A 20,801-nucleotide genomic window follows, 5' to 3' on the forward strand; every position below is an offset into this window, starting at 1 on the left:
AAGCCCCGCTCCAGGAGCGGGGCCCATGCATCGCAAGAATGCGATCAGTAGTCCATCTCGGGCGCGGCGGCCGGCGCCTTTTCTTCCTTCGGCGCCTCGGCCACCGTGGCGTCGGTGGTCAGGATCAGGCCGGCGATCGATGCGGCGTTCTGCAGCGCGGTGCGGGTGACCTTGGTGGGATCGACCACGCCGATCTCGACCAGGTCGCCGTACTCGCCGGTGGCGGCGTTGTAGCCGTAGTTGCCCTTGCCGGCCAGCACCTTCGACACCACCACCGACGGCTCGTCGCCGGCATTGGCGGCGATGGCGCGCAGCGGGGCCTCGATCGCGCGCAGCACGATCTTGATGCCGGCATCCTGGTCGGCGTTGGCGCCCTTCAGGTCCGCGATCGCGGCGCGGGCGCGCAGCAGCGCGACGCCGCCGCCCGGCACGATGCCCTCTTCGACCGCGGCGCGCGTGGCGTGCAGCGCATCGTCCACCCGGTCCTTCTTCTCTTTCATCTCGACCTCGGTGGCCGCGCCGACCTTGATCACCGCCACGCCGCCGGCCAGCTTGGCCACGCGCTCCTGCAGCTTCTCGCGGTCGTAGTCGCTGGTGGCCTGCTCGATCTGCGACTGGATCGCCTTGACCCGCGCGTCGATGCGCGACTGCTGGCCGGCACCGCCGATGATGATGGTGTTTTCCTTCTGCACTTCGACGCGCTTGGCGCTGCCGAGGTCTTCCAGCGTGGCCTTGTCGAGCTGGCGGCCGGTTTCTTCCGAAATAACGGTGGCGCCGGTCAGGATGGCGATGTCTTCCAGCATCGCCTTGCGGCGGTCGCCGAAGCCGGGCGCCTTGACCGCGGCCACCTTCAGCACGCCGCGCATCGCGTTGACCACCAGCGTGGCCAGCGCCTCGCCTTCCACGTCCTCGGCCACGATCAGCAGCGGCTTGCCGGCCTTGGCCGTGGCTTCCAGCACCGGCAGCAGTTCGCGGATGTTGGAGATCTTCTTGTCGTGCAGCAGGATCAGCGGATCGTCCAGGTAGGCGACCTGCTTGTCGGGATCGTTGATGAAATACGGGCTGAGATAGCCGCGGTCGAACTGCATCCCCTCGACCACGTCGAGCTCGTTCTCGAGCGACTTGCCGTCCTCGACGGTGATCACGCCTTCCTTGCCGACCTTGTCCATCGCATCGGCGATGATCTTGCCGACGGCCTCGTCGGCATTGGCCGAGATCGAGCCCACCTGCGCGATCTCCTTGCTGGTGGCGATCGGCTTGGACAGCTTGCGCAGCTCGTCGATCACCGCGGCCACGGCCTTGTCGATGCCGCGCTTGAGGTCCATCGGGTTCATGCCCGACACCACGTACTTCATGCCTTCCTGCACGATGGCCTGGGCCAGCACCGTGGCGGTGGTGGTGCCGTCGCCGGCCACGTCGGCGGTCTTGGAGGCCACCTGCTTGACCACCTGCGCGCCCATGTTCTCGAACTTGTCCTGCAGTTCGATTTCCTTGGCGACGGTCACGCCGTCCTTGGTGATGGTGGGGGCGCCGAAGCTGCGCTCGATCAGCACGTTGCGCCCCTTCGGGCCGAGGGTGACCTTGACGGCATCGGCCAGGATGTTCACGCCGCGGACGATACGGCTGCGGGCGCTATCGTGGAATTTGACGTCTTTCGCACTCATGATTCGGTCTCACACGATGACGATGGTTGACGGGGATCAGGCTGCCTTCCTGAGTTCGCCCTGGCCTTCCTCCAGGATGGCCATGACGTCTTCCTCGCGCAGCACGAGCACTTCTTCGCCGTCGAGCTTGACGGTCTGGCCCGCGTATTTGCCGAACAGCACGCGGTCGCCCACCTTCAGTTCCAGCGGACGCTGGGTGCCGTCCTGCAGCAGCTTGCCGCTGCCCACGGCGATGACTTCGCCGTATTCCGGCTTTTCGGCGGCGGAATCGGGAATGACGATGCCCGAGGCCGTCTTGCGTTGCTGTTCGACCCGCTTGACGATAAGCCGGTCGTAGAGGGGACGAATGTTCATATTCAATCTCCTGAGCGATGACAGATCACCAAAAGGAAGGCCGGCGGCGCAGACTGCGCCGCCGTATGCGCGCCAGCGCGCGTGGGCTGGCGGCTCGAAACTTATGGGCGGGAAGCGCGCTTCCAAGAGGAGGCGGGGCCCATGAGTTTGTATCTATTGGTTACCTGGAAGAATGATGTGATCCGTCCGCCCCAGCCGGTAGACCGTGCGGCCGGGATCCGGCCCGGCGCCGCGTGGCGGCCGGGGGCCGACAGGACAAGGCGGCTCGCGGCCGCCGTCGGCCGCCAGCGTGGCGTCGTCTTCCGGCACGCCGTCCCACAGGCCGCCCTTGCGCGGGCGGAACAGCCAGCGCAGGTAGCCCTTGGCGGCGGCCATTTGCATCAGCTCGCCGCGGTCGGGGGCCTCGGACAATAGGTGCCGGCCGTCGTCGCCGTCGTAGTCGCCGAAGGCCTGGCGGCAGGCCAGCGCCTCGCCCGCCGACGCGCCGAGCTGCCCGCAGGGCCGCCGCTCCACGCGTTCGACGTCCCAGGCGCCGAAGCGCCACGCGGCTTCCAGCAAGGCCTGGTCGAGGGCCTCGACCGCATGCCAGCGGGTGTTGATCTGCAGCGCGGAGCCGGGCACGGCGCGCGGGGGCAGTTCCACCCCGGGGATGCGCACCGAAGTCTCCCGCCGGAAACCGTGCCAGTGCAGCATCAGCAGCACCGGCGTATCGGCGCGCGCCACCGCCGTCACGGTAACGGCGTACAGCGGCAGGCCGACGGCGTCGATATGAGCCGAAACGGTGTCGAAAATCTCCATGTGAACCTCCTGATTCAAGGCTCGTGGCAACCGTTAGGGAAAATCTACGCGCAATCGGCCCCGCCCGGCAAGTGGGCCTTGCGGGCGTGGCCGGCGCCGGGCGGTTACTTCAAGTCGTCGGGGACCTTGCCGCCGTTCCCGGCCAGCTTGCGCATCACCTGCTTGTGCAGCCAGATGTTCATGGCGGTCGTGCTTCCGGAAACCAGCCGCGGCGAAGCCGCCCTCGCGCTCGACCGCCTGCGCGGGGAACTGGCCCAGGCCCCCTTCTTCTTGACGTCGTTGCGGCCCGGGTCCTGGACCTGGCGGCGCGGATCTTCGCCCTTGAAGCCGCCGTAGCTGCTCTGGCCCGGCATCGCTTTTGCGGGGGGATCACCCCTGCCCGCTCCCTGGCGCCTCAGCGTCTCAAGGTCTTGCTTGCGACTTCGATCACCTTGTCGATGTCGTTCTCGTTATTGTAGGCGTGAAGGGTGAAGCGAATCATGTTGCGCCGCATGCAGGCGCGCACCTTGTTCGCATCCAGCGCTTCGAACAGCCGCGTGACGTCCGGACGGTCGACGCCATAGCTGCCCACGCTGACGGTGTGCGCCAGGTCGGCTTCCTCGCGGCCGAACACCGCCACGCCGATCTCGCGCAGCGCCGTGGCGAACGTGCGGGTGAGTTGGCTGACGTAGCGATCGATGTTCTGGATGCCGAGCTCCTCGATCAGGCCCAGCGAGTTGTGGACGGCCACGACGGCTGGGAAGTTGTAGTTGCCCAGGTCGAAGCGCATGGCGCCCGGCATGAACGTGATGGCGCCGTCGCCGAGGTCGGATTCGTGGGAATCGCTACTGTCGAGCTTGACGCTGAAGCGGGCGAGATAGGCGGGCGTCATGGCTTCGGCCAGGTCGCGGCGCACATACAGAAAGCCCATGCCGTACAGGGCGAGCAGGCCTTTCTGGGTGGAGGCGGCCAGCACGTCGACGTTGAGCGCGTGGACGTCGATGTCCAAGATGCCGATGGATTGCGCGGCATCGACGACGAGCAATGCGCCGCTCGCGCGGCAGGCCTGCCCGAGAAGCTTGAGGTTGGTCCGAAAGCCTGGGCAGAAGGTGACGGTCGATACGCTGACGGCGCGGGTACGGCTGTCAATGCGGGCGATGATGTCGTCCACTGGAATCTCGCCGTTCGCCGCCGCTACGGTGCGGACGTCGACGCCGCGGCGGGCGAGCGCCAGCCAGTGATAGACGTTGTTGGGGTGTTCCAGTTCGGGGCAGATGATGACGTTATCGCCCGCTTGCCAATTCAGCGAGGACGAGAAGACGTTCAGGCCTTCCGAGATGTTCTTGGTGAAGGTGACTTCTTCGGTCTCGGCGTGGATCAGGCGGGCAAAGCGGGCACGCGTGTCTTCCGTCAGTTCGAACAATCTCGACTTGTCGATCTGTCCCAGCATGCACTGGCGCAGATAGGCGTCGAGTTTGTCGAAGGTCGGTTTCGGCAACGGCGAGCGGCTGCCTACGTCGATGTAGGTCATCTCGTCGAAAACGGGAAAGTGGCTGCGAAATGCGGTGATGGGCTGGGTCATGGTGTTGGGCGCTGTGAGTGTATGGAGAGGTTGGCGCCGGTCACTCGACCTTGGCGCCGGATGCCGCGACGACTTCCTTCCACTTGATCAGTTCCGAATCGATCTGGGCCGCGAACTCGGCCGGCGTACCGCCGATGACGGTGAAGCCCATGTCGGAGATCTGCTTGGCCATCTCGGGCGAGCGCAGGATGTCGTTGGAGACACGGGCGAGCCGGTCTACGATGGCGGCGGGCGTCCCGGCGGGCGCCAGCAGGGCCTGGAAGTACTCGACCACCACTTTGGGGTAGCCTGCCTCGACGAAGGTGGGCACGTCGGGTAGCGACGGATCGCGCTGGCGGGTGGTAACGGCCAGCGCGCGCAGGTGGCCGGTCTTGATGTGGCCGGACACGGCGGGGAGCGAGGAGAAGCCGAACGGCACCTCGTTGCTGAGCACCGCCGCCACGCTGGGACCGGCGCCGTTGTAGGGGATGTGGGCCCATTCCAGGCCCGACATGCGCAGCAGCTCGCCTGCCAGATGCTGCGAGGTGCCGATGCCGGCCGAGGCGTAGTTGAGGGAGTCGGGCTTGCGCTTGGCGATGTCGAACAACTGCTGGACGGACTGCACGCCGGATTTCGGATTGGCGACCAGCACGGTGGGGGCGCCAACCAGGTTGATGATAGGCGCGAAGCTGGTTTTGGCGTCGTACGGTACCGACGCGTACAGAAAGGGATTGATGACGAATGTGCTGCTGACCATGACGATGGTGTAGCCGTCGGCAGGCGCCTTGGCCGTCATGCCCATGCCGATGTTGCCACCGGCGCCGGCCTTGTTTTCGACGACGACCGACTGACCCAGCCGGTCACCCAAGTCCTTCGCGAACACGCGGGCGAGGAGGTCCACCCCGCCACCGGTCGCAAACGGTACGATCAGCCGGATAGGGCGCGACGGGTAGTCGGCCTCGGCCGCCTGAGCCAGTCCCATCGAGTGAAACAAAGCACCGGCGCTGGCGGCACAGATGAGTAACCTACGGGTGAAGTTGCCTTTCATGGGGGATTCCTTGGCGATCGAGAACATTGACTGCACGGAACGGAGCGCAGCCGGAGCTGCGCCGTGACGGAATGGATCGGCGCAGCTAGCCGGCGCGCAGCGCCCGGGTGGCCGCTTCATCGACCTGCAACTGCTCAGTGATCACGACGCGGTAGGCGCTGCGTGCGTGCTCGCTGGTGACTTTGCCCTGCAGCACGTCCTGCAGGACGCGCTCGGGCTCGCGTTCGACGGCCCGGCCATAGCCGCCCGAGCCGGCCATTTCGGCGCGGAAGACATCGCCGGCACCGAACACGCGGATGAACTTGGATGGCAGCGCCTCGCAATGCGGCGTGCCGGGGTTGAGAAAGGCGCGGGCATGCGCGCCCCCTTCGCCGCCCTTGAAGCCCCAAGCGCGAGTCTTGAAGCGATCGGAGCGCACCTGGACCAGCACGTCCGGCACCAGGAAGCGGTACTGGCGGACGACGCCGAGCGCACCGCGCAGCCGTCCGGCACCCCCGGTGTCCGGCAGGAAGGCGTATTCCTCGATCCGGATGGGATTGTCCGCCTCGACCAGTTCGACCGGCACATTGGCGATATTGCCGATGCAGTTCGGTCCGGCGTCCTGACCGTCGTGGACGGGCCCGCCGCCATTGCCGGTGTTGTTGTGGAACTCAAGGTGGAGGAAGCGCTTTCCCTCCTGGTCGAGGCCGGCTGCGGCGATGCCGAACTCGGAGCCGCCAGGGCCGGCAGGCATGCGGTCGCGGGTCAGCTCGGCCAGCACGCCGAGCATGATGGAACGGATGCGGTATCCGATCTGCCCGCGCGAGCCCAGCGCCGCCGGAAACTTGGCACTGACAATCGTGCCTTCCGGCGCGATCACGGTGATGGGCCGGTACATGCCCGCGTTGGTGGGCACCGCCTCGTCCAGCAAAGTGCGGATGGCCGCGTAGGCGCAGGAGGCGGTGAAGGCGTAGTTGCAATGGACGGCGCCGCCCGACTGCGGTGGCGATCCGCTGAAGTCGCAGATGATTTCGTCATCGCGCTTGGTCAGACGCACATGTATCTTGCACGGGCCTTCATGCACGCCGTCGTCGTCGTTCCATTCGACGAACTCGACTTCGCCATCGGGCAGCTTGCGGATGCTGGCGCGGGTCAGTTCCTCGCCGTAGTCGATCAGGTCGTCGGTATAGGCCTGGTAGCTGTCGGCGGTCCAGCTCTCGAGCAGCTTGTTCATGTCCCGCTCGGCCTGATTCAGCGCGGCCAACTGCGCCGCCAGATCACCCAGTACGCGCTGCGGCACGCGGCTGTTGAACTCTATGACGCGCATCAGCGTCGTGTTGGGCGTGCCGCGCTCGACCAGCTTGCTAGGCGGAATACGCAGGCCTTCCTCGAAGATTTCGTTGCTGTCGGCGGCATTGCCGCCCGGCACGCGTCCGCCCAAGTCGGTGTGATGCAGAATGAGGCCGATGAAGCCGACGCGCACGCCGTCTGCGTAGATGGGTTTGAAGGTGAAGATGTCGTTGAGGTGGCTGCATCCCGAGTACGGGTCGTTGCTGGCCAGCACGTCGCCGGGTTGAATGTCGTCGCCGAAGTAGTCCAGGCAGCCGCGCAGGGCAGGCATCATCGCACCGAGGTGCACCGGCACCGACATGCCCTGGCCGACCAGGCGGCCCTCGCCGTCGCAGATGGCCGCCGAGAAGTCCATGCTGTTCTTGACGTTGGCCGAGCGGGCCGTCCGCACGACCATCACCAGCGCATTGTCGGCGATCGTCACCAGGGCGTTCTTCAGCAGTTCCCGGCGAATCGGATCAATCTTGGTCGGGCGGGAAAGGGGGGGCGTGTTCATGCGTGCACTCGCTTGATTACGATGTTGTTGGCGCCGTCGCGGCTCGCGGACCACCCCGGCCGCACGACGGTCGTCGTGTCGTACTCTTCGATAATGAGGGGGCCCATCATGCGGTCGTCCGTCGGCAGCGCTTGGCGGTCGACGACGGCGGTGTCCAGCCAGCCGTGCGGCTGGCCGAAATAGGCCTTGCGGGCAATGCGCGCCTTTTCGGCATTGCGGCCGCGGGTCAGCGACGGGGGCATGCGGGGCGTGTCCAGCACGCCGCGGCACACCACGCGCAAGGCGATCATTTGCAGCGGCTCGCCCTGGGTGACGTAGCCGAAGGTGCGGCGATGCTCGTGCTCGAATCGCGTCCGCAACTGGTCCAGGGTGTCGGCCGGCAGCGGCAGCGCGGGCAGCTCGACCGGCAGCGGCGCAGTCTGTCCCGCATATTTCACGTCCGCCAGCAGCTGGATGTGGCGGTTCTCGTCCCCGTACCCCTCGGCGGCGAGCAGCGCCACGCCCTCCTCGATCAGCGGTTCCAGCGCGGCCGTCAGCTCTGCCACGGTTGCTTTGTCGGTGCGCCGGTAGAAGGCCTGGACGAGCTGGTGCTCGACATCGGCGAACAGCAGTCCCAGCGCACTGAACAGGCCCGCCACGGGGGGCACGATCACGGTGTTCATGCCCGAGGTCTCGGCCAGCGTGCAGGCGTGCACCGGCCCGTTGCCGCCGATCGCGAACAGGCCGAAGCTGGACGGGTCCATGCCTTTCTCGGACGATACGCCGTGCAGCGCGCGCAACATGGTCGAGTTGGCGATCAGGTGGATGCCGTAGGCGCCTTCCTCGCAGGAGACGCCCAGTTGTCTGGCGAGGGCATCGAGCGCCTGCTTCGCCTTGTCGTAGGCGAGGCTGAGTTCGCCTCCGACCAGGGCGTCAGGGTTGAGGTAGCCCAGCAGCAGGTTGGCGTCGGTGACGGTGGGCTGTTCGCCGCCCCGGTTGTAGCAGATGGGGCCGGGCGCGGCGCCCGCGCTACGCGGGCCGACCTGGATGCCGCCCGCCGCGTCCACCGCCGCGATGCTGCCGCCGCCTGCGCCGACCTCCGAGATGTCGATGGTCGGGACCTGAACCGCGAAGCCGCCGCCCTTTATCATTCGCTGGCCGAGTGCGGCGCCGCCGCCGACTTCGGTTTCCGGGCAAAGCGAGAACTGGCCGTCGATGATGATGGTGGCCTTGGCGGTCGTGCCGCCCATGTCGAACACGATGGTGTTGCCCAGGCCGGCATGGGTGCAGACCCGCTGGCCGCCCAGCACGCCCGCGGCCGGACCGGATTCGATGATGTAGATCGGGCGCTCGGCGACGACCCGGCCCGGCGCCATGCCGCCGCTGGATTGCATGATGCCCAGCGGCGCGCGCACGCCGATGTCATCCAGCCGGCGCTGCAGCGACGATACGTACCGTTCGACGATCGGCCGGATATAGGCGTTGACGACAGTGGTGCTGGTGCGCTCGTATTCGCCGAGTTGCGGCAGTAGTTGCGTCGAGGCGGATACCGATAGATGCGGCAGCCGTTTGGTGAGGAATTCGGCCACTGCACATTCATGCGTGGCATTCACGTAGGAATTGAGCAGCGTAATGGCGACGGCCTGAATATCGAGTTTCTCGATTTCAGCGGCCAGTGCTTCCAATTCCTGCATATCGATCGGCTTGACGATTGAGCCGTCGCCGCCAATGCGCTCGTCCAGTTCAAAACGAAAACGACGCTCGACCAGCGGTTCGGGTTTCCTGAAAGTGATGTCGTACAGGCGCGGCGTGCGATACCGGCCCAATTCGAGCACGTCGCGGAAACCCTTGGTCGTCACCAGCGCGCAACGCACGCCCTTGCGTTCGATGATGGTGTTGGTGGCGACGGTGGTAGCGTGCGCGAATTCGCGCACCGCAGCGGGCGAACGGTTGATTTCCGCAAGCAGAGTGGTGACGCCTTGCTGAATCGCCTCGCTGTAGTCGTGCGGGGTCGACAATACTTTTTTGCTGTATAGGGTGCCGTCGTCTTCAATCAGCACGATGTCGGTGAATGTGCCACCGATATCTACGCCCATGCGGCAGGTTTTTTCTGACTGCATTACCGGTCTCGTCTCTGTTGCGGTAATGCAGTCTAGGAATCGTGTCGTATATGTGACAAATGATTTATTCTTGGTCTATGCATGCCTCAGACTCATCCATATGAAACGCCATCTGCCCCCTCTGCTGGCGCTGCGCTTCTTCGAAGCGGCGGCGCGTCACAGGAGTTTTTCGTTGGCGGCAGAGGAGTTGCACGTGACCCAGAGCGCCGTAAGCCGACAGATCCGGACACTGGAAGAGGCGCTGGGTTACCCCTTGTTCACGCGCTCGATCCGCAAAGTCGCGCTCACCCCACGTGGAGTGCGCTATCAGAGCGCCGTGGAGGCGGCGCTCGACATCATCGAGCGCGCCTCATCCCAGTCGCCCAACGCCAAACGCAGCCTGACCGTCAGCGCCCCGCAATCGTTGGCGACCTTCTGGCTGATTCCGAGGTTGTCTGAATTCGCGCGGAATTATCCGCACATCGATATTCGCGTGACGACATCGAACGAGCCGGCCGATTTCGAACGCGACGACATCGATGTGGCGATCCGGCTGGGCGCCATGCCGGGTACGCCCTATGAAATCGACCAGCCCGAGGTGCCCCAGCCCCTCGTCAAGAACTGGCACGGCGTGCACGCCGCGCATCTTTGGGACGAGGTGCTAGTTCCGGTGTTGAGCCAGAAACTGCTGAGTCAGAGCAAGCCGCTGACTACCCCGGCCGATTTGAAGCACTACAAGCTGCTGCACGTTGCGCTGCGGCCCAAGGCATGGACCGACTGGTTCCGCTGCGTCGATGCGCGGTATCCCAGAAACGCGCGCACGCTGGAGTTCGGCCACTTCTTTATGGCGCTCGAGGCAGCCAGGGCCGGTCACGGCGTGGCGCTGGCACCGACCATATTTCTTGATGGGCCGTTCGGCGCCAATGGCGATATTGTCAGCCCCTTGCCGGCCGCCAAGAAGAGCGCGGGCGCCTACTATTTTCTGTGCCGGGAGCAACTCAAGAGCGATCGCGCTATCTGCTCGTTCATCAACTGGCTGCGCAGCAACGGCCAATAGGTTGCCAGCTCCCGACGTAAGCACCCCTGTCACGTAGACGGTTCCCCATACTGACGCAGGGCGGGCTTGCTGTGCTCGCCGAAGCCGGGCGCCTTGACCGCGCGAGCACCCGGCGCAAAGGGAGCTATTTGAGGTCGTCGGGCACCTTGCCGCCGTTCTCGGCCAGCTTGCGCATCACCTGCTTGTGCAGCCAGATGTTCATGGCGGCCGAATCGTTGGTGTCGCCGTCGTAGTGCAATTCGGCCGCCAGTTGCTGGCGGGCGGCGAGGCTGCTGTCCAGGTCGAGCAGCTTGAGCAGGTCGACGATGGAGGTGCGCCAGTTGAGTTTTTGCGGGTTCTTGGCGGCCAGGCCCGACAGCACGGCCTCCACGTCGACCGGGGGCGCCGCCGGCGCGGCGGATGCCCCTGGCGCCCCGGGGGCGGCGGCCGGCGGCGTGCCGGGCGCAGGCGTGCCGGCCCCTGGCGTGGCGGCCGAGGCATGGCCGAAAATCTTGCCGAGAATGTCTTTGAAGAAGCTCATCGAACTACCCTCCAGTCGTGGCGGAAAAAACCGTCAATCCATCGCGACGTGGGGCGCCTCTTCACCAGCCGGGCGCCTGCGCGTCCGCACCACCGCCAGCAGCGGCACGACGCACAGCGTCACGATGAACATCAACTTGAAGGCATCGACATAGGCGATCATCGATGCCTGCTGCGTGATCAGTTGATTGAGCGATTCCATCGACGAAGCCGAACCCGGATCGAAATACTGGTTCAGCGCGCCATTGGAAGTGGTCGCATGCTCTACCAGCGCGGAGTGTACCACCTGGGTATTTCGCGTCACGAGCGCCTGCACCACCGAGATCCCGATGCTGCTGCCGATGTTGCGCAGCAGGCTGAAGATGGCGGTGCCGTCGGCCCGCAGCTCGGGCGACAGCGTGGCGAAGGTGACCGCGCTCAGCGGCACGAACACTAGCCCCAGCCCGAAGCCCTGGATCACGCCGGGCCAGACGATGTCGCTTTCCGACAGCACCAGGGTATAGCCCATCATCTGGTACAGCGCGACCGCCGAGATCAGGAAGCCGGCCAGCAGCATGGCGCGCACCTCCAGCCGCGCCACCAGCCGCCCGGCCAGCAGCATCGCGATCATGGTGCCGACCCCGCTGGGCGCGGTGACCAGGCCGGTGGTGGCCACCGGATAGCCCATCAGGGCCTCCAGCATCGGCGGCAGCAGCGCCCGCGTGGCGTACATGACCGCGCCGATCACGAAGATGAAACAGGTGCCGGTCACGAAGTTGCGGTCTTTCAGCAGCTCGTAGCGGAAGAACGAATCCTTGCCGGCGGTGGCGGTATGGATCGCGAAAAATACGAAGCTGACGCCGGCCACCAGGGCCTCGATGCAGATTTCGGTCGAATTGAACCAATCCAGCTGCTGACCGCGGTCGAGCAGCGCCTGGAGCGCGCCGATGGCCAGCGACAGCGTGGCGAAGCCGAAGAAATCGAGCTTGATCGGCCGGGTCTGCCTGCCCTTGGGCAGGTAGGTCAGCACGCCGAACAGCGCGAAGGCGCCGATCGGCAGGTTGATGAAGAACACCCAGCGCCAGTTGTAGCTGTCGGTCAGCCAGCCGCCCAGCGTGGGGCCCAGGATCGGGCCCACCATCACGCCCACGCCCCAGATGGCCATCGCCTGCGGCTGCTTTTCGCGCGGATTGATGTCGAGCAGGATGGATTGCGACAGCGGCACCAGCGCCGCGCCGAACAGCCCTTGCAGCAGCCGCGCGCCCACGATCTGCACCAGCGATTCCGACATGCCGCACAGCGCCGAGGCCACCGTGAAGCCGCTGATCGCGATGGCCAGCAGCCGGGTGATGCCGAAGCGGGCCGTCAGCCAGCCGGTGAGCGGCGTGGCGATGGCGGCGGCCACGATGTAGGAAGTCAGCACCCAGCTGATCTCGTCCTGCGAGGCCGACAGCGAGCCCTGCATGTGGGGCAGCGCCACGTTCGCGATGGTGCTGTCGAGCGTCTGCATCAGCGTGGCCAGCATGATCGACAGCGTGATCATGCCGCGATTCAGCGGCGCTGCGGGGGAGTGTGGGGTTTGCACGAGAGGCGGCGGTCTATTTATATCGTACTATATTATATGCCTGCTTACTAATTGCCTAAAACGCCTGGCATGCTGCCGCGGCGTGGCGTCGTTGGCACAATGGGCAGCAAACAAAGGATTGCGAGAGGTCGATGGCTGATTTCGAGACGCGCTTCGGTTTCCTGATAGCGGACATCGCCCGCCTGTACGGCACGCAGTTCGACCGCCGCGCGCGCGGCAACATCGAACTGAGCCGCGCGCAATGCCGGGTGGCCGTCTACCTGTCCACCTTCGGCCAGATGAACCAGGCCAAGCTGGCCGAACTGCTCGAGGTCACGCCGATGACGGTGGCGCGCATCCTCGACCGCATGCAGGAAGGCGGCTGGATCGTGCGCGTGCAGGATCCGAACGACCGCCGCGCCTTCCACGTCCAGGCCACCGCCAAGACGGACGAGGTGCTGGTCGACGCGCAGCGGCTCGGCGACGAGGTGGTCGACACCGCGCTGGCGGGATTGACGCCCGAAGAGCGGAAGGTATTGATCGGCCTGCTGCAGCGCGTCCGCCGCAACCTGAGCGCCGCCGACGGCTGACCGCGGCGGCGTTCAGGCCGCCAGCGGCCACGTCGCCAGGCGCTCGTAGCGGCTGCGGCCCAGCAGGCTGCGCACCAGCACGAATTCCCCTACCCGCCAGCGGACGGCGTCGATCGGCCGCTCGGCGATGGTCCGGTCGCCGTACAGCAGTGTGACGTGGGGCGTGTAGGGCGCCGCCGCGGCGGCATCGCGCGCCGGTCCGGCCGGCGCCAGCGCGGCACATAGCCTGCGCTGCAGCATATCGAGGCCGGCCACGCCGTCGCCGCCCAGCAGCACGATGGGATGCCGGCCGCGGCGGCCGGCGAAGCTGCCCACCGCGTCGAATTCGGCATCGAACGGCCGCATCGCCACGGCATCGCCGGCCGCCCGCGCGTGGTCGACCAGGTCCTGCGGCAGGCCGAGGTAATCGCCCAGGTGATGCAGCGTGACGTGCAGCCGCGAGGCCGCCAGCGGACGGCCTCGCAAGCCTTGCGACGCGCACAGCTGCGCGGCGAATGCAGCAATGCGCGCGGCCGCATCGGGAGCCGGGAATACGGCGTAGAAGAGCCGGTCGGTCGGCCGCGGCGCGGGCTGCAGGCCGGGCAGGAAGAACTGTTCGGGCATGGCGCAACATACCGCAATGGCTTGGGAGCGGGACGGCCGCGGCCCGATTGTCGCGCCGCCGCATCATCCGGCTCGGCCGCATCTGCTATCATCGCCGTCGACAAGTCGAAGCGATGGGCGCCGCGCGCCGCATTTCTTCCGTAAGCGTTCAACGTCAATCAACGCGCAACCTGCCGGGATCCTGCGGCGGGGGCGCGTCGTCTCGTTCCCCTCCTCTTGCGATCGCGACTCCCGGCATTACGGAGTCTGCCACTCGTGTCGTCTTCTTCCCCCGATATCGATACCGCGCCGCGCCAGTTGCTGCGGATGACGCTGTCGCTGTTTCTTTCCTACCTGGCCGTGGCCATGGCGCTGCCGGTTTCCTCCGTCTACGTGGCGCGCGAGCTGGGCCTGGGCAACGTGCTGGGCGGCCTGGCGGTCGGCATCGCCTTCCTGTCCACCATCCTCACCCGCCGCTACGCGGGCGGCATCGCCGACCGGCTGGGCGGCAAGCTTTGCATGCGACGCGGCCTCTTGCTGTACGCGGCGGCCAGCCTGATCTGCCTGGCGGCCGGCTGGCGCATGCCGTCCGCGCCGGCGAGCTACGCCATCCTGATCGCCGGCCGGCTGCTGCTCGGCCTGGGCGAAAGCCTGGCGCTGGTCGGCGTGATCGGCTGGGGCATCGGGCTGATGGGCCCCGCCCGCTCCGGCCGCGTGATGGCGCTGGTGGGCATGGGCATGTACGGCGCCTTCGCGGCCGGCGGCCCGCTCGGGCTGGCGCTGTTCCACCGGCTCGGCTTTGCCGGCCTGATGGCCGTCTGCGCCGTGCTGCCGCTGGCGGGGCTGCTGCTGGTGCAGGGCCTGCCGGCCGTGGCCCCGCACCCGGGCCAGCGCGCGCCGTTCTGGCAGGTGATGCGCCGCATCTGGCGCGAAGGCGCCGTCGTCTGCCTGCAGGGTGTGGGCTTCGCGGCGCTGGGCGCCTTCATTTCGCTGCTGTTCATCAGCCGCGGCTGGCCGTATTCGGGCTTCGGGCTGAGCTGCTTCGGCGCCGGCTTCGTGCTGATGCGCCTGCTGTGCGGCCACCTGCCCGACCGGCTGGGCGGCACGCCGGTGGCCATCGGCTCGCTGGCGATCGAGGCATGCGGCCAGTACCTGCTGTGGCTGGCGCCCGGGCCGGGCCTGGCGCTGCTCGGCGCCTTGCTGACCGGGCTGGGATGCTCGATGGTCTTTCCGGCCATGGGGGTGGACGTGGTCCGGCGCGTGCCGCCGCAGCAGCGCGGCACCGCGGTCGGCGGCTTTGCCGCGTTCCAGGACCTGGCCTACGGCGGCACCGGGCCGATCGCCGGCCTGGTGGCCGATCATTACGGCTATGGCGGCATCTTCCTGGTGGGCGGCATGGCCGCCACGCTCGGGCTGGCGCTGGCGGCGCTGGGCCTACGGCGCCCGCGGGCGCCGGCCGCCGCTGGCTAGCGTCCCCGGGGCGCGCGTGCCGCCGCGCGCCATCACCCAAACGCGGGCTCAGAAGCCCGTCGCGTCCTTGCCTTTCAATTGCAGGATGGCGCGCGCCTCGTCGGGCGTGGCCGCCTCCAGCGACAGGGCCTCGATGATGGCGCGGATCCGGGCCACCTGCGCCGCGTTGCCCTGCGCCAGGCGGCCGGGCCCGTCCCACAGCGAATCTTCCAGGCCCACGCGGACATTGCCTCCCATCGCGGCGCCGATCGTCGCCAGCGGCATCTGCGAGCGCCCCGCCCCGAGCACGGACCACGCGTAGTCGCCGCCGAACAGCCGGTCGGCGGTGCGCCGCATGTGCATCAGGTCTTCGGGGTGCGCGCCGATGCCGCCGCGGATGCCGAACACCGACTGGATCAGCAGCGGCGGCCGCAGCAGCCCGCGGTCCAGGAAGTGCGCGGCGGTGTACAGGTGGCCGACGTCGTAGCACTCGACCTCGAAGCGGGTGCCGTTGGCGCTGCACGATTCCAGGATGTAGGCGATGTCGCGGAAGGTATTGCGGAAGATCCGGTCGTCGCTGTCGGCCAGGTAGGGCCGCTCCCAATCGTGGCGGAATTCCTTGAAGCGGCCCAGCATTTCGTACAGCCCGAAGTTCATGCTGCCCATGTTGAGCGAGGCGACCTCGGGCCGCAGCTGCAGCGCCGGCTGCAGGCGCTCTTCCACCGACATGGTGGATGCGCCGCCGGTGGTCAGGTTGAGCACCGCGTCGCAGGCCGCCTTGATGCGCGGCAGGAATTCGCGGAACAGGGCCACGTCCTGCGACGGCCGGCCGTCGGCCGGATCGCGCGCGTGCAGGTGCACGATGGCCGCGCCGGCCTGCGCCGCCGCGATGGCGTCCCGGGCGATCTCGTCCGGCGTGACGGGCAGATGCGGCGACATCGAGGGGGTGTGAATGGAGCCCGTGACGGCGCAGGTGATGATGACTTTCTTCATGGTGTCTCCTCCTGGTGGTCGTGTCATGGCTGCGGGCCGTCGCCGGCCGCCAGCAGCCGGCCGGCGGCCGTCCGCAGCGCGGCGGGCAGCGGCACCGGACGGCGGCTCTCGCGGTCGACGTAGGCATGGACGAAGGTGCCGGCGGCGAACGACAGCGCCGCCTCGTTGCGGAACAGGCCGATTTCGTAGGTGATGCTGGTGGTGCCGATCCTCGCCACGCGCAGGCCGCAGTGGATGTCGTCGGGAAAGGCCGCCTCGCCGAAGTACTGGCAGGCGCTGCTGACCACCAGCCCGGCCACCGCCCCGCCGCCAATGTCGAGCAGCCCGTTGGCGACCAGCCAGCCGTTCACCACGGTATCGAACCAGGTGTAGTGGACGGCGTTGTTGACGTGGCCATAGACGTCGTTGTCCCTCCACTGCGTGGGAATCACGCGATACCACCGATAGGCGTGGCGGGGCTGCGGGGCGGCGCGCTGCATGCGTGTCTCCTGGCGGGCGATGCCGATGCGCCGGCGGTCCACGGCGCGGTGCCGCCATTGTCCATCAAATCAGGGTTTTCATCTACATATGTCCATAAAATTATATGTATAGTGGACATACGTTCCACATAACGATGACGATAAAGACAATCGAACGACCATACATTCGATTGCCGAACAATCGTCCGGAGGAGACGGCGCATGAGCGCACGGCAGGACGGCGCCGCGGCGGACGCGGCCCCGCTGCATGGCATCCGCGTGGTGGATTTCACGCACGTCATCGCCGGGCCGTTCGCGACCCAGGTGCTGGGCGACCTGGGCGCCTCGGTGGTCAAGATCGAAGGCATCGACCGCGGCGATATCGGCCGCGACATGGCGCCGATGAAGAACGGCCAGAGCCACTACTTCGTCACGTTCAACCGCAACAAGCGCAGCATCGCGCTCGACCTGAAGAGCGCGGCCGGCAGGAACGTCGCGCTGGCGCTGCTGCGCGATGCCGACGTCGTGATCGAGAACTTCGCGCCCGGCGTCATGCGGCGCCTGGGCCTGGGCTACGAAGACGTCCGCGCCATCAATCCGGCGGCGGTCTATTGCAGCATCAGCGGCTTCGGCCAGACCGGCCCGCTGGCCCACAAGCGCAGCCTGGACCTGATCGCCCAGGCCTATTCGGGCATCATGAGCGCCAACGGCACGGCCGACGCCGCGCCGCTGAAGATCGGCGTGCCGATCGGCGACACCGCGTCGTCGCTGTTCGCGGCGATCGGCATCCTGGCCGCCCTGCACCGCCGGCGCGACACCGGCGCCGGCCAGTTCATCGACGTGGCGATGTACGACTCGCTGCTCACCCTGCTGGCCAACCACGGCGGCTACTTCAACGCCACCGGCCGGCAACCCGAGCGGGCCGGCTCCGGGCACTATTTCACCGTTCCCTACGGCACTTTCGAAGCGGCCGACGGCGAGATCGCCATCGCGGTCATGACCGACGCCAACTGGGCCGGCCTGTGCCAGGCGCTGGGCCTGGACGAACTGGGCGCCGATCCGGCATTGCGCACGCTGCAGGGCCGCGCGGCCCAGCGCGAACGGGTGTACGCGGCCGTGCGGCCGGCCATCGCGCGCCTGGCGGTGGCCGAGCTGGTCGAGCGGCTGGGCGCGGCCGACGTGCCCTGCGCCCCGGTCAACGACATCGGCGCCGCGCTGGAGCATCCGCACACGGCGGCGCGCGACATGCTGCTGCACCTGGAGCATCCCCGCTACGGCGCGATCCGCGCCACCTCGATGCCGCTGCGCGACGTCATGCGCGAGCGCCACCAGGCGCCGCCGCTGCGCGGCGAGCATACCGCCGAAGTCCTGCGCGAACTGGGACTGGCGCCATCCGACATCGCCGCGCTGCTGGCCGCCGGCCACGCCTGGCAACACGCCCCCGCATCCGAAGGAGACTGACCTCCATGGCCGCCGACGCATCGATGACCGACCGCCCCCTGCCCTGGCGCGGCTACGACGACATCGTCGTCGGCCAGCGCATCCAGGGTTTCGGCCGCACCGTCACCGATGCCGAAATCGTCATGGTCACCGCGCTGACCACCGGCTGGCACCAGCCGCTGCACACCAACGCGGAATGGGTGAAGGCGAACACGCCGTTCGCCGGCATCATCCTGCCCGGGCCGGTCATCGTGGCCTATGCCATCGGGCTGCTGAGCGCCACGCTGGTGTACAGCGGCGTCACGCTCGCCTTCCTCGGCGTCGACAAGGTCGCCGCCCGCGCCCCCGTATATGGGGGCGATACCATTACGGCCGTCGCGACGGTGAAATCCAAACGGCTGGCTTCGGACCCGGCCAAGGGCATCGTCGAACTCGACATCGGGGTGGCGAAGCAGGACGGCACGGCCGTCATGAGCTTCGTCTACACGCTGCTGGTTCGCACCGGCTCAACCGAAGCAAAGGCCACGTAATGGAAGAACAGAACGTCTCCGGGGCTGTCCGGCCCGTCACCGTATTTCCGCTGGATCCGGTCGACCGCCACATCCTGTCGCACCTGGGCGCCAACGCCAGGCTGTCGGCGCGGTCGATCGCGCGCGAGATGGGCGTCTCGGCCGGCCAGGTGATAGACCGCATCAAGCGCCTGGAAGAGAACGGCGTGATTCAGGGCTACCGGGTGGAGGTCAACCACGAGGTGGCGGGCTTCGGCGTCAATGCCTTCGTATGGATCGAGATCGACATCCGGCAGGACGTCGACGCCACGCTCGACTACTGCATGGCGATTCCGGAGGTGGAGGTCGCCAACTGGACCACCGGTGAATTCCAGCTGTTCCTGACCGTGCGCGTGCGCGACCACGCCCATCTGCGCAAGCTGCTGCTGACCAGCCTGCGCGGCGTGCCGGGCAGCCTGCGGCAGTCGACCGTGGTCGGGCTGGCGCACCGGCGGCGGGTGGGCGGCCAATACGCATTCACGTGGAAGGACGACTCCGGAGGCAGCGAACCGTCATGAAAGAACTGATCGTCGAGACGCGTGGCAACGCGCTGTGGATCACCATCGACCGGCCGGCGCGGCGCAACGCCATGACCGAGCCGGTCATCCTGGGCATCGCCGATGCCCTGGCGCAAGCCGGCCGCGACCCCGCGGTGCGCGTGGCGGTCGTCACCGGCGCCGGCGACAAGGCCTTCTGCGCCGGCGCCGACCTGCAGACCGGCACCTCCTTCGAATTCGACTACGCCACCCCCAGCCTTCCCTTCGCCAACCTGCTGCGCGCCGCGCACGCGGCCACCGTGCCGCTGGTGGCGCGCGTCAACGGCGCCTGCATGGCCGGCGGCATGGGGCTGCTGGCCATGTGCGACATGGCGGTGGCGGCCGAGCACGCCATCTTCGGGCTGCCCGAGGTCAAGGTCGGCGTGTTCCCGATGCAGGTGCTGTCCTGCCTGCAGCGCATCGTGCCGTCGCGCGCGCTGTACGAACTGTGCCTGACCGGCGAGCCGGTCGACGCCCGCCAGGCCCAGGCCATCGGCCTGGTGAACCACCTGGCGCCGGCGCAGGAACTCGACGCCAGGGTCGACTGGCTGGTCGGCCGCCTGGCCGACAAGTCGCCCGCCGCCATCCGCCGCGGCCGCTACGCCATGCGGCGCATCGAGGCCATGTCGTTCGAAGAATCCATTTCGTTCACCGAGAGCCAGATCGGACTGGTATCGATGACGAAGGATGCGCGCGAGGGCCTGCTGGCCTTCCGCGAAAAAAGAAAGCCGGTCTGGACAGGCTCCTGACACATCCGAAGCCGCCCGATCGCCAATCACCAGACAGGAGACAGACGTGCGGACACTTTCGATTCGGAACGGAACGCGGTTGATCGCTGTACTACTGGGCTGCGCGGCGCTGGCGGGCGCCGCGCAGGCGGACGAGGCCTGGCCGGCCAAGCCGGTGCGGCTGGTGGCCTGCTGCGCCGGCATCATCGACGCCATCGCGCGCGTGGTGGCCGACGAGATGACGGGCGACCTGAAACAGCCGGTCGTGGTAGAGACCAAGCCCGGCGCGAGCGGCATGATCGGCGCCGACTTCGTCGCCAAATCGGCGCCCGACGGCTACACCCTGTTCATCGGCACCAACTCCACCCATGCCGCCAACCAGAGCCTGTACGTGAAAGTGCCGTACGACTACGTGCACGATTTCGCGCCGATCAACGGCATCGCCGTCGGCCCGATCATGATGGTGGTGCGCGCCGACTCCCCCATCAAGAGCGTGGCGGACCTGACCGCGGCGGCCCGCGACAAGCCTGGCAAGCTGACCTTCGGCTGGGCCAGTTCGTCCACCCGGGTCGCGATGGAGCTGTACAACCAGCTGGCCAAGGTACGGATCATGAGCGTGCCGTACAAGACCAATCCGCAGGCCACCACCGATCTGGTCGGCGGCCAGATCGACGTGATGTTCGCCGACATGGCCACCGCCGTGCCCATGGTCAAGGGCGGCAAGCTGCGCCCGCTGGCCATCTCCGGCAAGCGCCGCGTGGCCGTGCTGCCCGACGTGCCGACCATGGAAGAGGCCGGCGTGCCGGGCTACGACCTGACCTGGTGGGTTGCCGCCTGGGCGCCGTCGAAGACGCCGCGGGACATCGTCGACCGGCTCAACGCCTCGATCGCCAAGGCCATCGCCACGCCCAAGGCGCTGGAGTTCTTCAAGACCATCGCCGTCGACCCGATGCCGATGACGCCCGGCCAGCTGATGCAGTTCCAGATGGCCGAGCACGGCAAGTGGGGCCGCGTCATTTCGCTGGCCGGCATCGAACCGCAGTGAGGCCCG

The 20,801-nt window shown here is 67.4% G+C and carries 20 protein-coding genes and 1 pseudogene; 8 read left to right on the top strand and 13 right to left on the bottom strand.

Annotated elements, in window-relative coordinates; genetic code table 11:
* Window positions 1-44: 44 nt before the first annotated feature.
* The 8 genes and pseudogenes from groL to ABD927_RS04475 all read right to left on the bottom strand — a co-directional run bounded on the left by groL (window position 45) and on the right by ABD927_RS04475 (window position 9,328).
* Window positions 45-1,664 carry a chaperonin GroEL gene (groL, locus tag ABD927_RS04440; RefSeq protein WP_345246729.1) on the bottom strand — a complete coding sequence of 540 codons (1,620 nt, stop codon included), beginning with the start codon at window positions 1,662-1,664 and terminating at the stop codon, window positions 45-47.
* 36 nt (window positions 1,665-1,700) lie between these two features.
* Window positions 1,701-2,018: a co-chaperone GroES gene (groES, locus tag ABD927_RS04445; protein ID WP_345246731.1), complete on the bottom strand. Its 318-nt coding sequence runs from the start codon at window positions 2,016-2,018 to the stop codon at window positions 1,701-1,703.
* A 153-nt stretch (window positions 2,019-2,171) separates the two neighbouring features.
* Complete coding sequence (locus tag ABD927_RS04450) at window positions 2,172-2,816, bottom strand: diguanylate cyclase (RefSeq protein ID WP_345246733.1); 645 nt, start codon at window positions 2,814-2,816, stop codon at window positions 2,172-2,174.
* 104 nt (window positions 2,817-2,920) lie between these two features.
* Window positions 2,921-3,007: pseudogene (locus tag ABD927_RS04455) on the bottom strand (DUF3597 family protein); the annotation flags it as partial.
* A gap of 203 nt (window positions 3,008-3,210) precedes the next feature.
* A complete protein-coding gene (locus tag ABD927_RS04460; RefSeq protein ID WP_345246735.1) occupies window positions 3,211-4,377 on the bottom strand; it encodes an aminotransferase class V-fold PLP-dependent enzyme in 1,167 nt (388 codons plus the stop codon).
* 40 nt (window positions 4,378-4,417) lie between these two features.
* The gene (locus ABD927_RS04465) at window positions 4,418-5,404 is read right to left on the bottom strand and encodes a Bug family tripartite tricarboxylate transporter substrate binding protein (protein WP_345246736.1); all 987 of its coding nucleotides are present in this window, start codon (window positions 5,402-5,404) and stop codon (window positions 4,418-4,420) included.
* Window positions 5,405-5,489: 85 nt separating this feature from the next.
* Window positions 5,490-7,229 carry a hydantoinase B/oxoprolinase family protein gene (locus ABD927_RS04470; RefSeq protein WP_345246738.1) on the bottom strand — a complete coding sequence of 580 codons (1,740 nt, stop codon included), beginning with the start codon at window positions 7,227-7,229 and terminating at the stop codon, window positions 5,490-5,492.
* Complete coding sequence (locus tag ABD927_RS04475; RefSeq protein WP_345246740.1) at window positions 7,226-9,328, bottom strand: hydantoinase/oxoprolinase family protein; 2,103 nt, start codon at window positions 9,326-9,328, stop codon at window positions 7,226-7,228. Before ABD927_RS04475 ends, ABD927_RS04470 begins: the two co-directional genes overlap by 4 nt.
* Before the next feature lie 100 nt (window positions 9,329-9,428).
* Between ABD927_RS04475 and ABD927_RS04480 the strand changes: the two genes are divergently transcribed.
* Window positions 9,429-10,364, top strand: coding sequence for a LysR substrate-binding domain-containing protein (locus ABD927_RS04480; RefSeq protein WP_345246742.1), 936 nt, complete (start codon window positions 9,429-9,431; stop codon window positions 10,362-10,364).
* A 124-nt stretch (window positions 10,365-10,488) separates the two neighbouring features.
* On the opposite strand, the gene ABD927_RS04485 is transcribed toward ABD927_RS04480, so the two are convergent.
* Window positions 10,489-10,884 (bottom strand): DUF3597 domain-containing protein, encoded by a 396-nt coding sequence (locus ABD927_RS04485; RefSeq protein ID WP_345246744.1) that lies wholly within the window; start codon window positions 10,882-10,884, stop codon window positions 10,489-10,491.
* A gap of 33 nt (window positions 10,885-10,917) precedes the next feature.
* Window positions 10,918-12,405 carry a DHA2 family efflux MFS transporter permease subunit gene (locus ABD927_RS04490; RefSeq protein ID WP_345246746.1) on the bottom strand — a complete coding sequence of 496 codons (1,488 nt, stop codon included), beginning with the start codon at window positions 12,403-12,405 and terminating at the stop codon, window positions 10,918-10,920.
* Window positions 12,406-12,578: 173 nt separating this feature from the next.
* Here ABD927_RS04490 and ABD927_RS04495 point away from each other — a divergent pair, with 173 nt between their 5' ends.
* The gene (locus ABD927_RS04495) at window positions 12,579-13,016 is read left to right on the top strand and encodes a MarR family winged helix-turn-helix transcriptional regulator (protein ID WP_345246748.1); all 438 of its coding nucleotides are present in this window, start codon (window positions 12,579-12,581) and stop codon (window positions 13,014-13,016) included.
* Window positions 13,017-13,028: 12 nt separating this feature from the next.
* Here ABD927_RS04495 and ABD927_RS04500 read toward each other — a convergent pair whose 3' ends face one another.
* Window positions 13,029-13,619: a 2'-5' RNA ligase family protein gene (locus ABD927_RS04500; RefSeq protein WP_345246750.1), complete on the bottom strand. Its 591-nt coding sequence runs from the start codon at window positions 13,617-13,619 to the stop codon at window positions 13,029-13,031.
* A gap of 255 nt (window positions 13,620-13,874) precedes the next feature.
* On the opposite strand from ABD927_RS04500, the gene ABD927_RS04505 reads away from it, so the two are divergent.
* Window positions 13,875-15,068, top strand: a complete 1,194-nt coding sequence (locus ABD927_RS04505; protein WP_345246752.1) for an MFS transporter — start codon at window positions 13,875-13,877, stop codon at window positions 15,066-15,068.
* Window positions 15,069-15,116: 48 nt separating this feature from the next.
* On the opposite strand, the gene kce is transcribed toward ABD927_RS04505, so the two are convergent.
* Entirely contained in the window at window positions 15,117-16,040 is a 924-nt protein-coding gene (kce, locus tag ABD927_RS04510; protein ID WP_345246754.1) for a 3,5-dioxohexanoate:acetyl-CoA acetone transferase, read from the bottom strand.
* Between the two features lie 23 nt (window positions 16,041-16,063).
* Window positions 16,064-16,519, bottom strand: a complete 456-nt coding sequence (locus ABD927_RS04515; protein ID WP_345246756.1) for an acyl-CoA thioesterase — start codon at window positions 16,517-16,519, stop codon at window positions 16,064-16,066.
* Between the two features lie 201 nt (window positions 16,520-16,720).
* Here ABD927_RS04515 and ABD927_RS04520 point away from each other — a divergent pair, with 201 nt between their 5' ends.
* The 5 genes from ABD927_RS04520 to ABD927_RS04540 all read left to right on the top strand — a co-directional run bounded on the left by ABD927_RS04520 (window position 16,721) and on the right by ABD927_RS04540 (window position 20,795).
* On the top strand, window positions 16,721-17,959 hold the full coding sequence (locus tag ABD927_RS04520) for a CaiB/BaiF CoA transferase family protein (protein WP_345246758.1): 1,239 nt from the start codon (window positions 16,721-16,723) through the stop codon (window positions 17,957-17,959).
* 5 nt (window positions 17,960-17,964) lie between these two features.
* Entirely contained in the window at window positions 17,965-18,468 is a 504-nt protein-coding gene (locus ABD927_RS04525) for a MaoC/PaaZ C-terminal domain-containing protein (RefSeq protein ID WP_345246760.1), read from the top strand.
* Complete coding sequence (locus ABD927_RS04530) at window positions 18,468-19,004, top strand: Lrp/AsnC family transcriptional regulator (RefSeq protein WP_345246762.1); 537 nt, start codon at window positions 18,468-18,470, stop codon at window positions 19,002-19,004. The genes ABD927_RS04525 and ABD927_RS04530 overlap by 1 nt, the downstream gene beginning before the upstream one ends.
* Window positions 19,001-19,771, top strand: a complete 771-nt coding sequence (locus tag ABD927_RS04535) for an enoyl-CoA hydratase/isomerase family protein (protein WP_345246764.1) — start codon at window positions 19,001-19,003, stop codon at window positions 19,769-19,771. The genes ABD927_RS04530 and ABD927_RS04535 overlap by 4 nt, the downstream gene beginning before the upstream one ends.
* Before the next feature lie 79 nt (window positions 19,772-19,850).
* Window positions 19,851-20,795 (top strand): Bug family tripartite tricarboxylate transporter substrate binding protein, encoded by a 945-nt coding sequence (locus ABD927_RS04540; RefSeq protein ID WP_345246766.1) that lies wholly within the window; start codon window positions 19,851-19,853, stop codon window positions 20,793-20,795.
* Window positions 20,796-20,801: the final 6 nt, after the last annotated feature.

The sequence above is a fragment of the Pigmentiphaga soli genome, from assembly GCF_039541095.1.
GTDB lineage: Bacteria > Pseudomonadota > Gammaproteobacteria > Burkholderiales > Burkholderiaceae_B > Pigmentiphaga > Pigmentiphaga soli.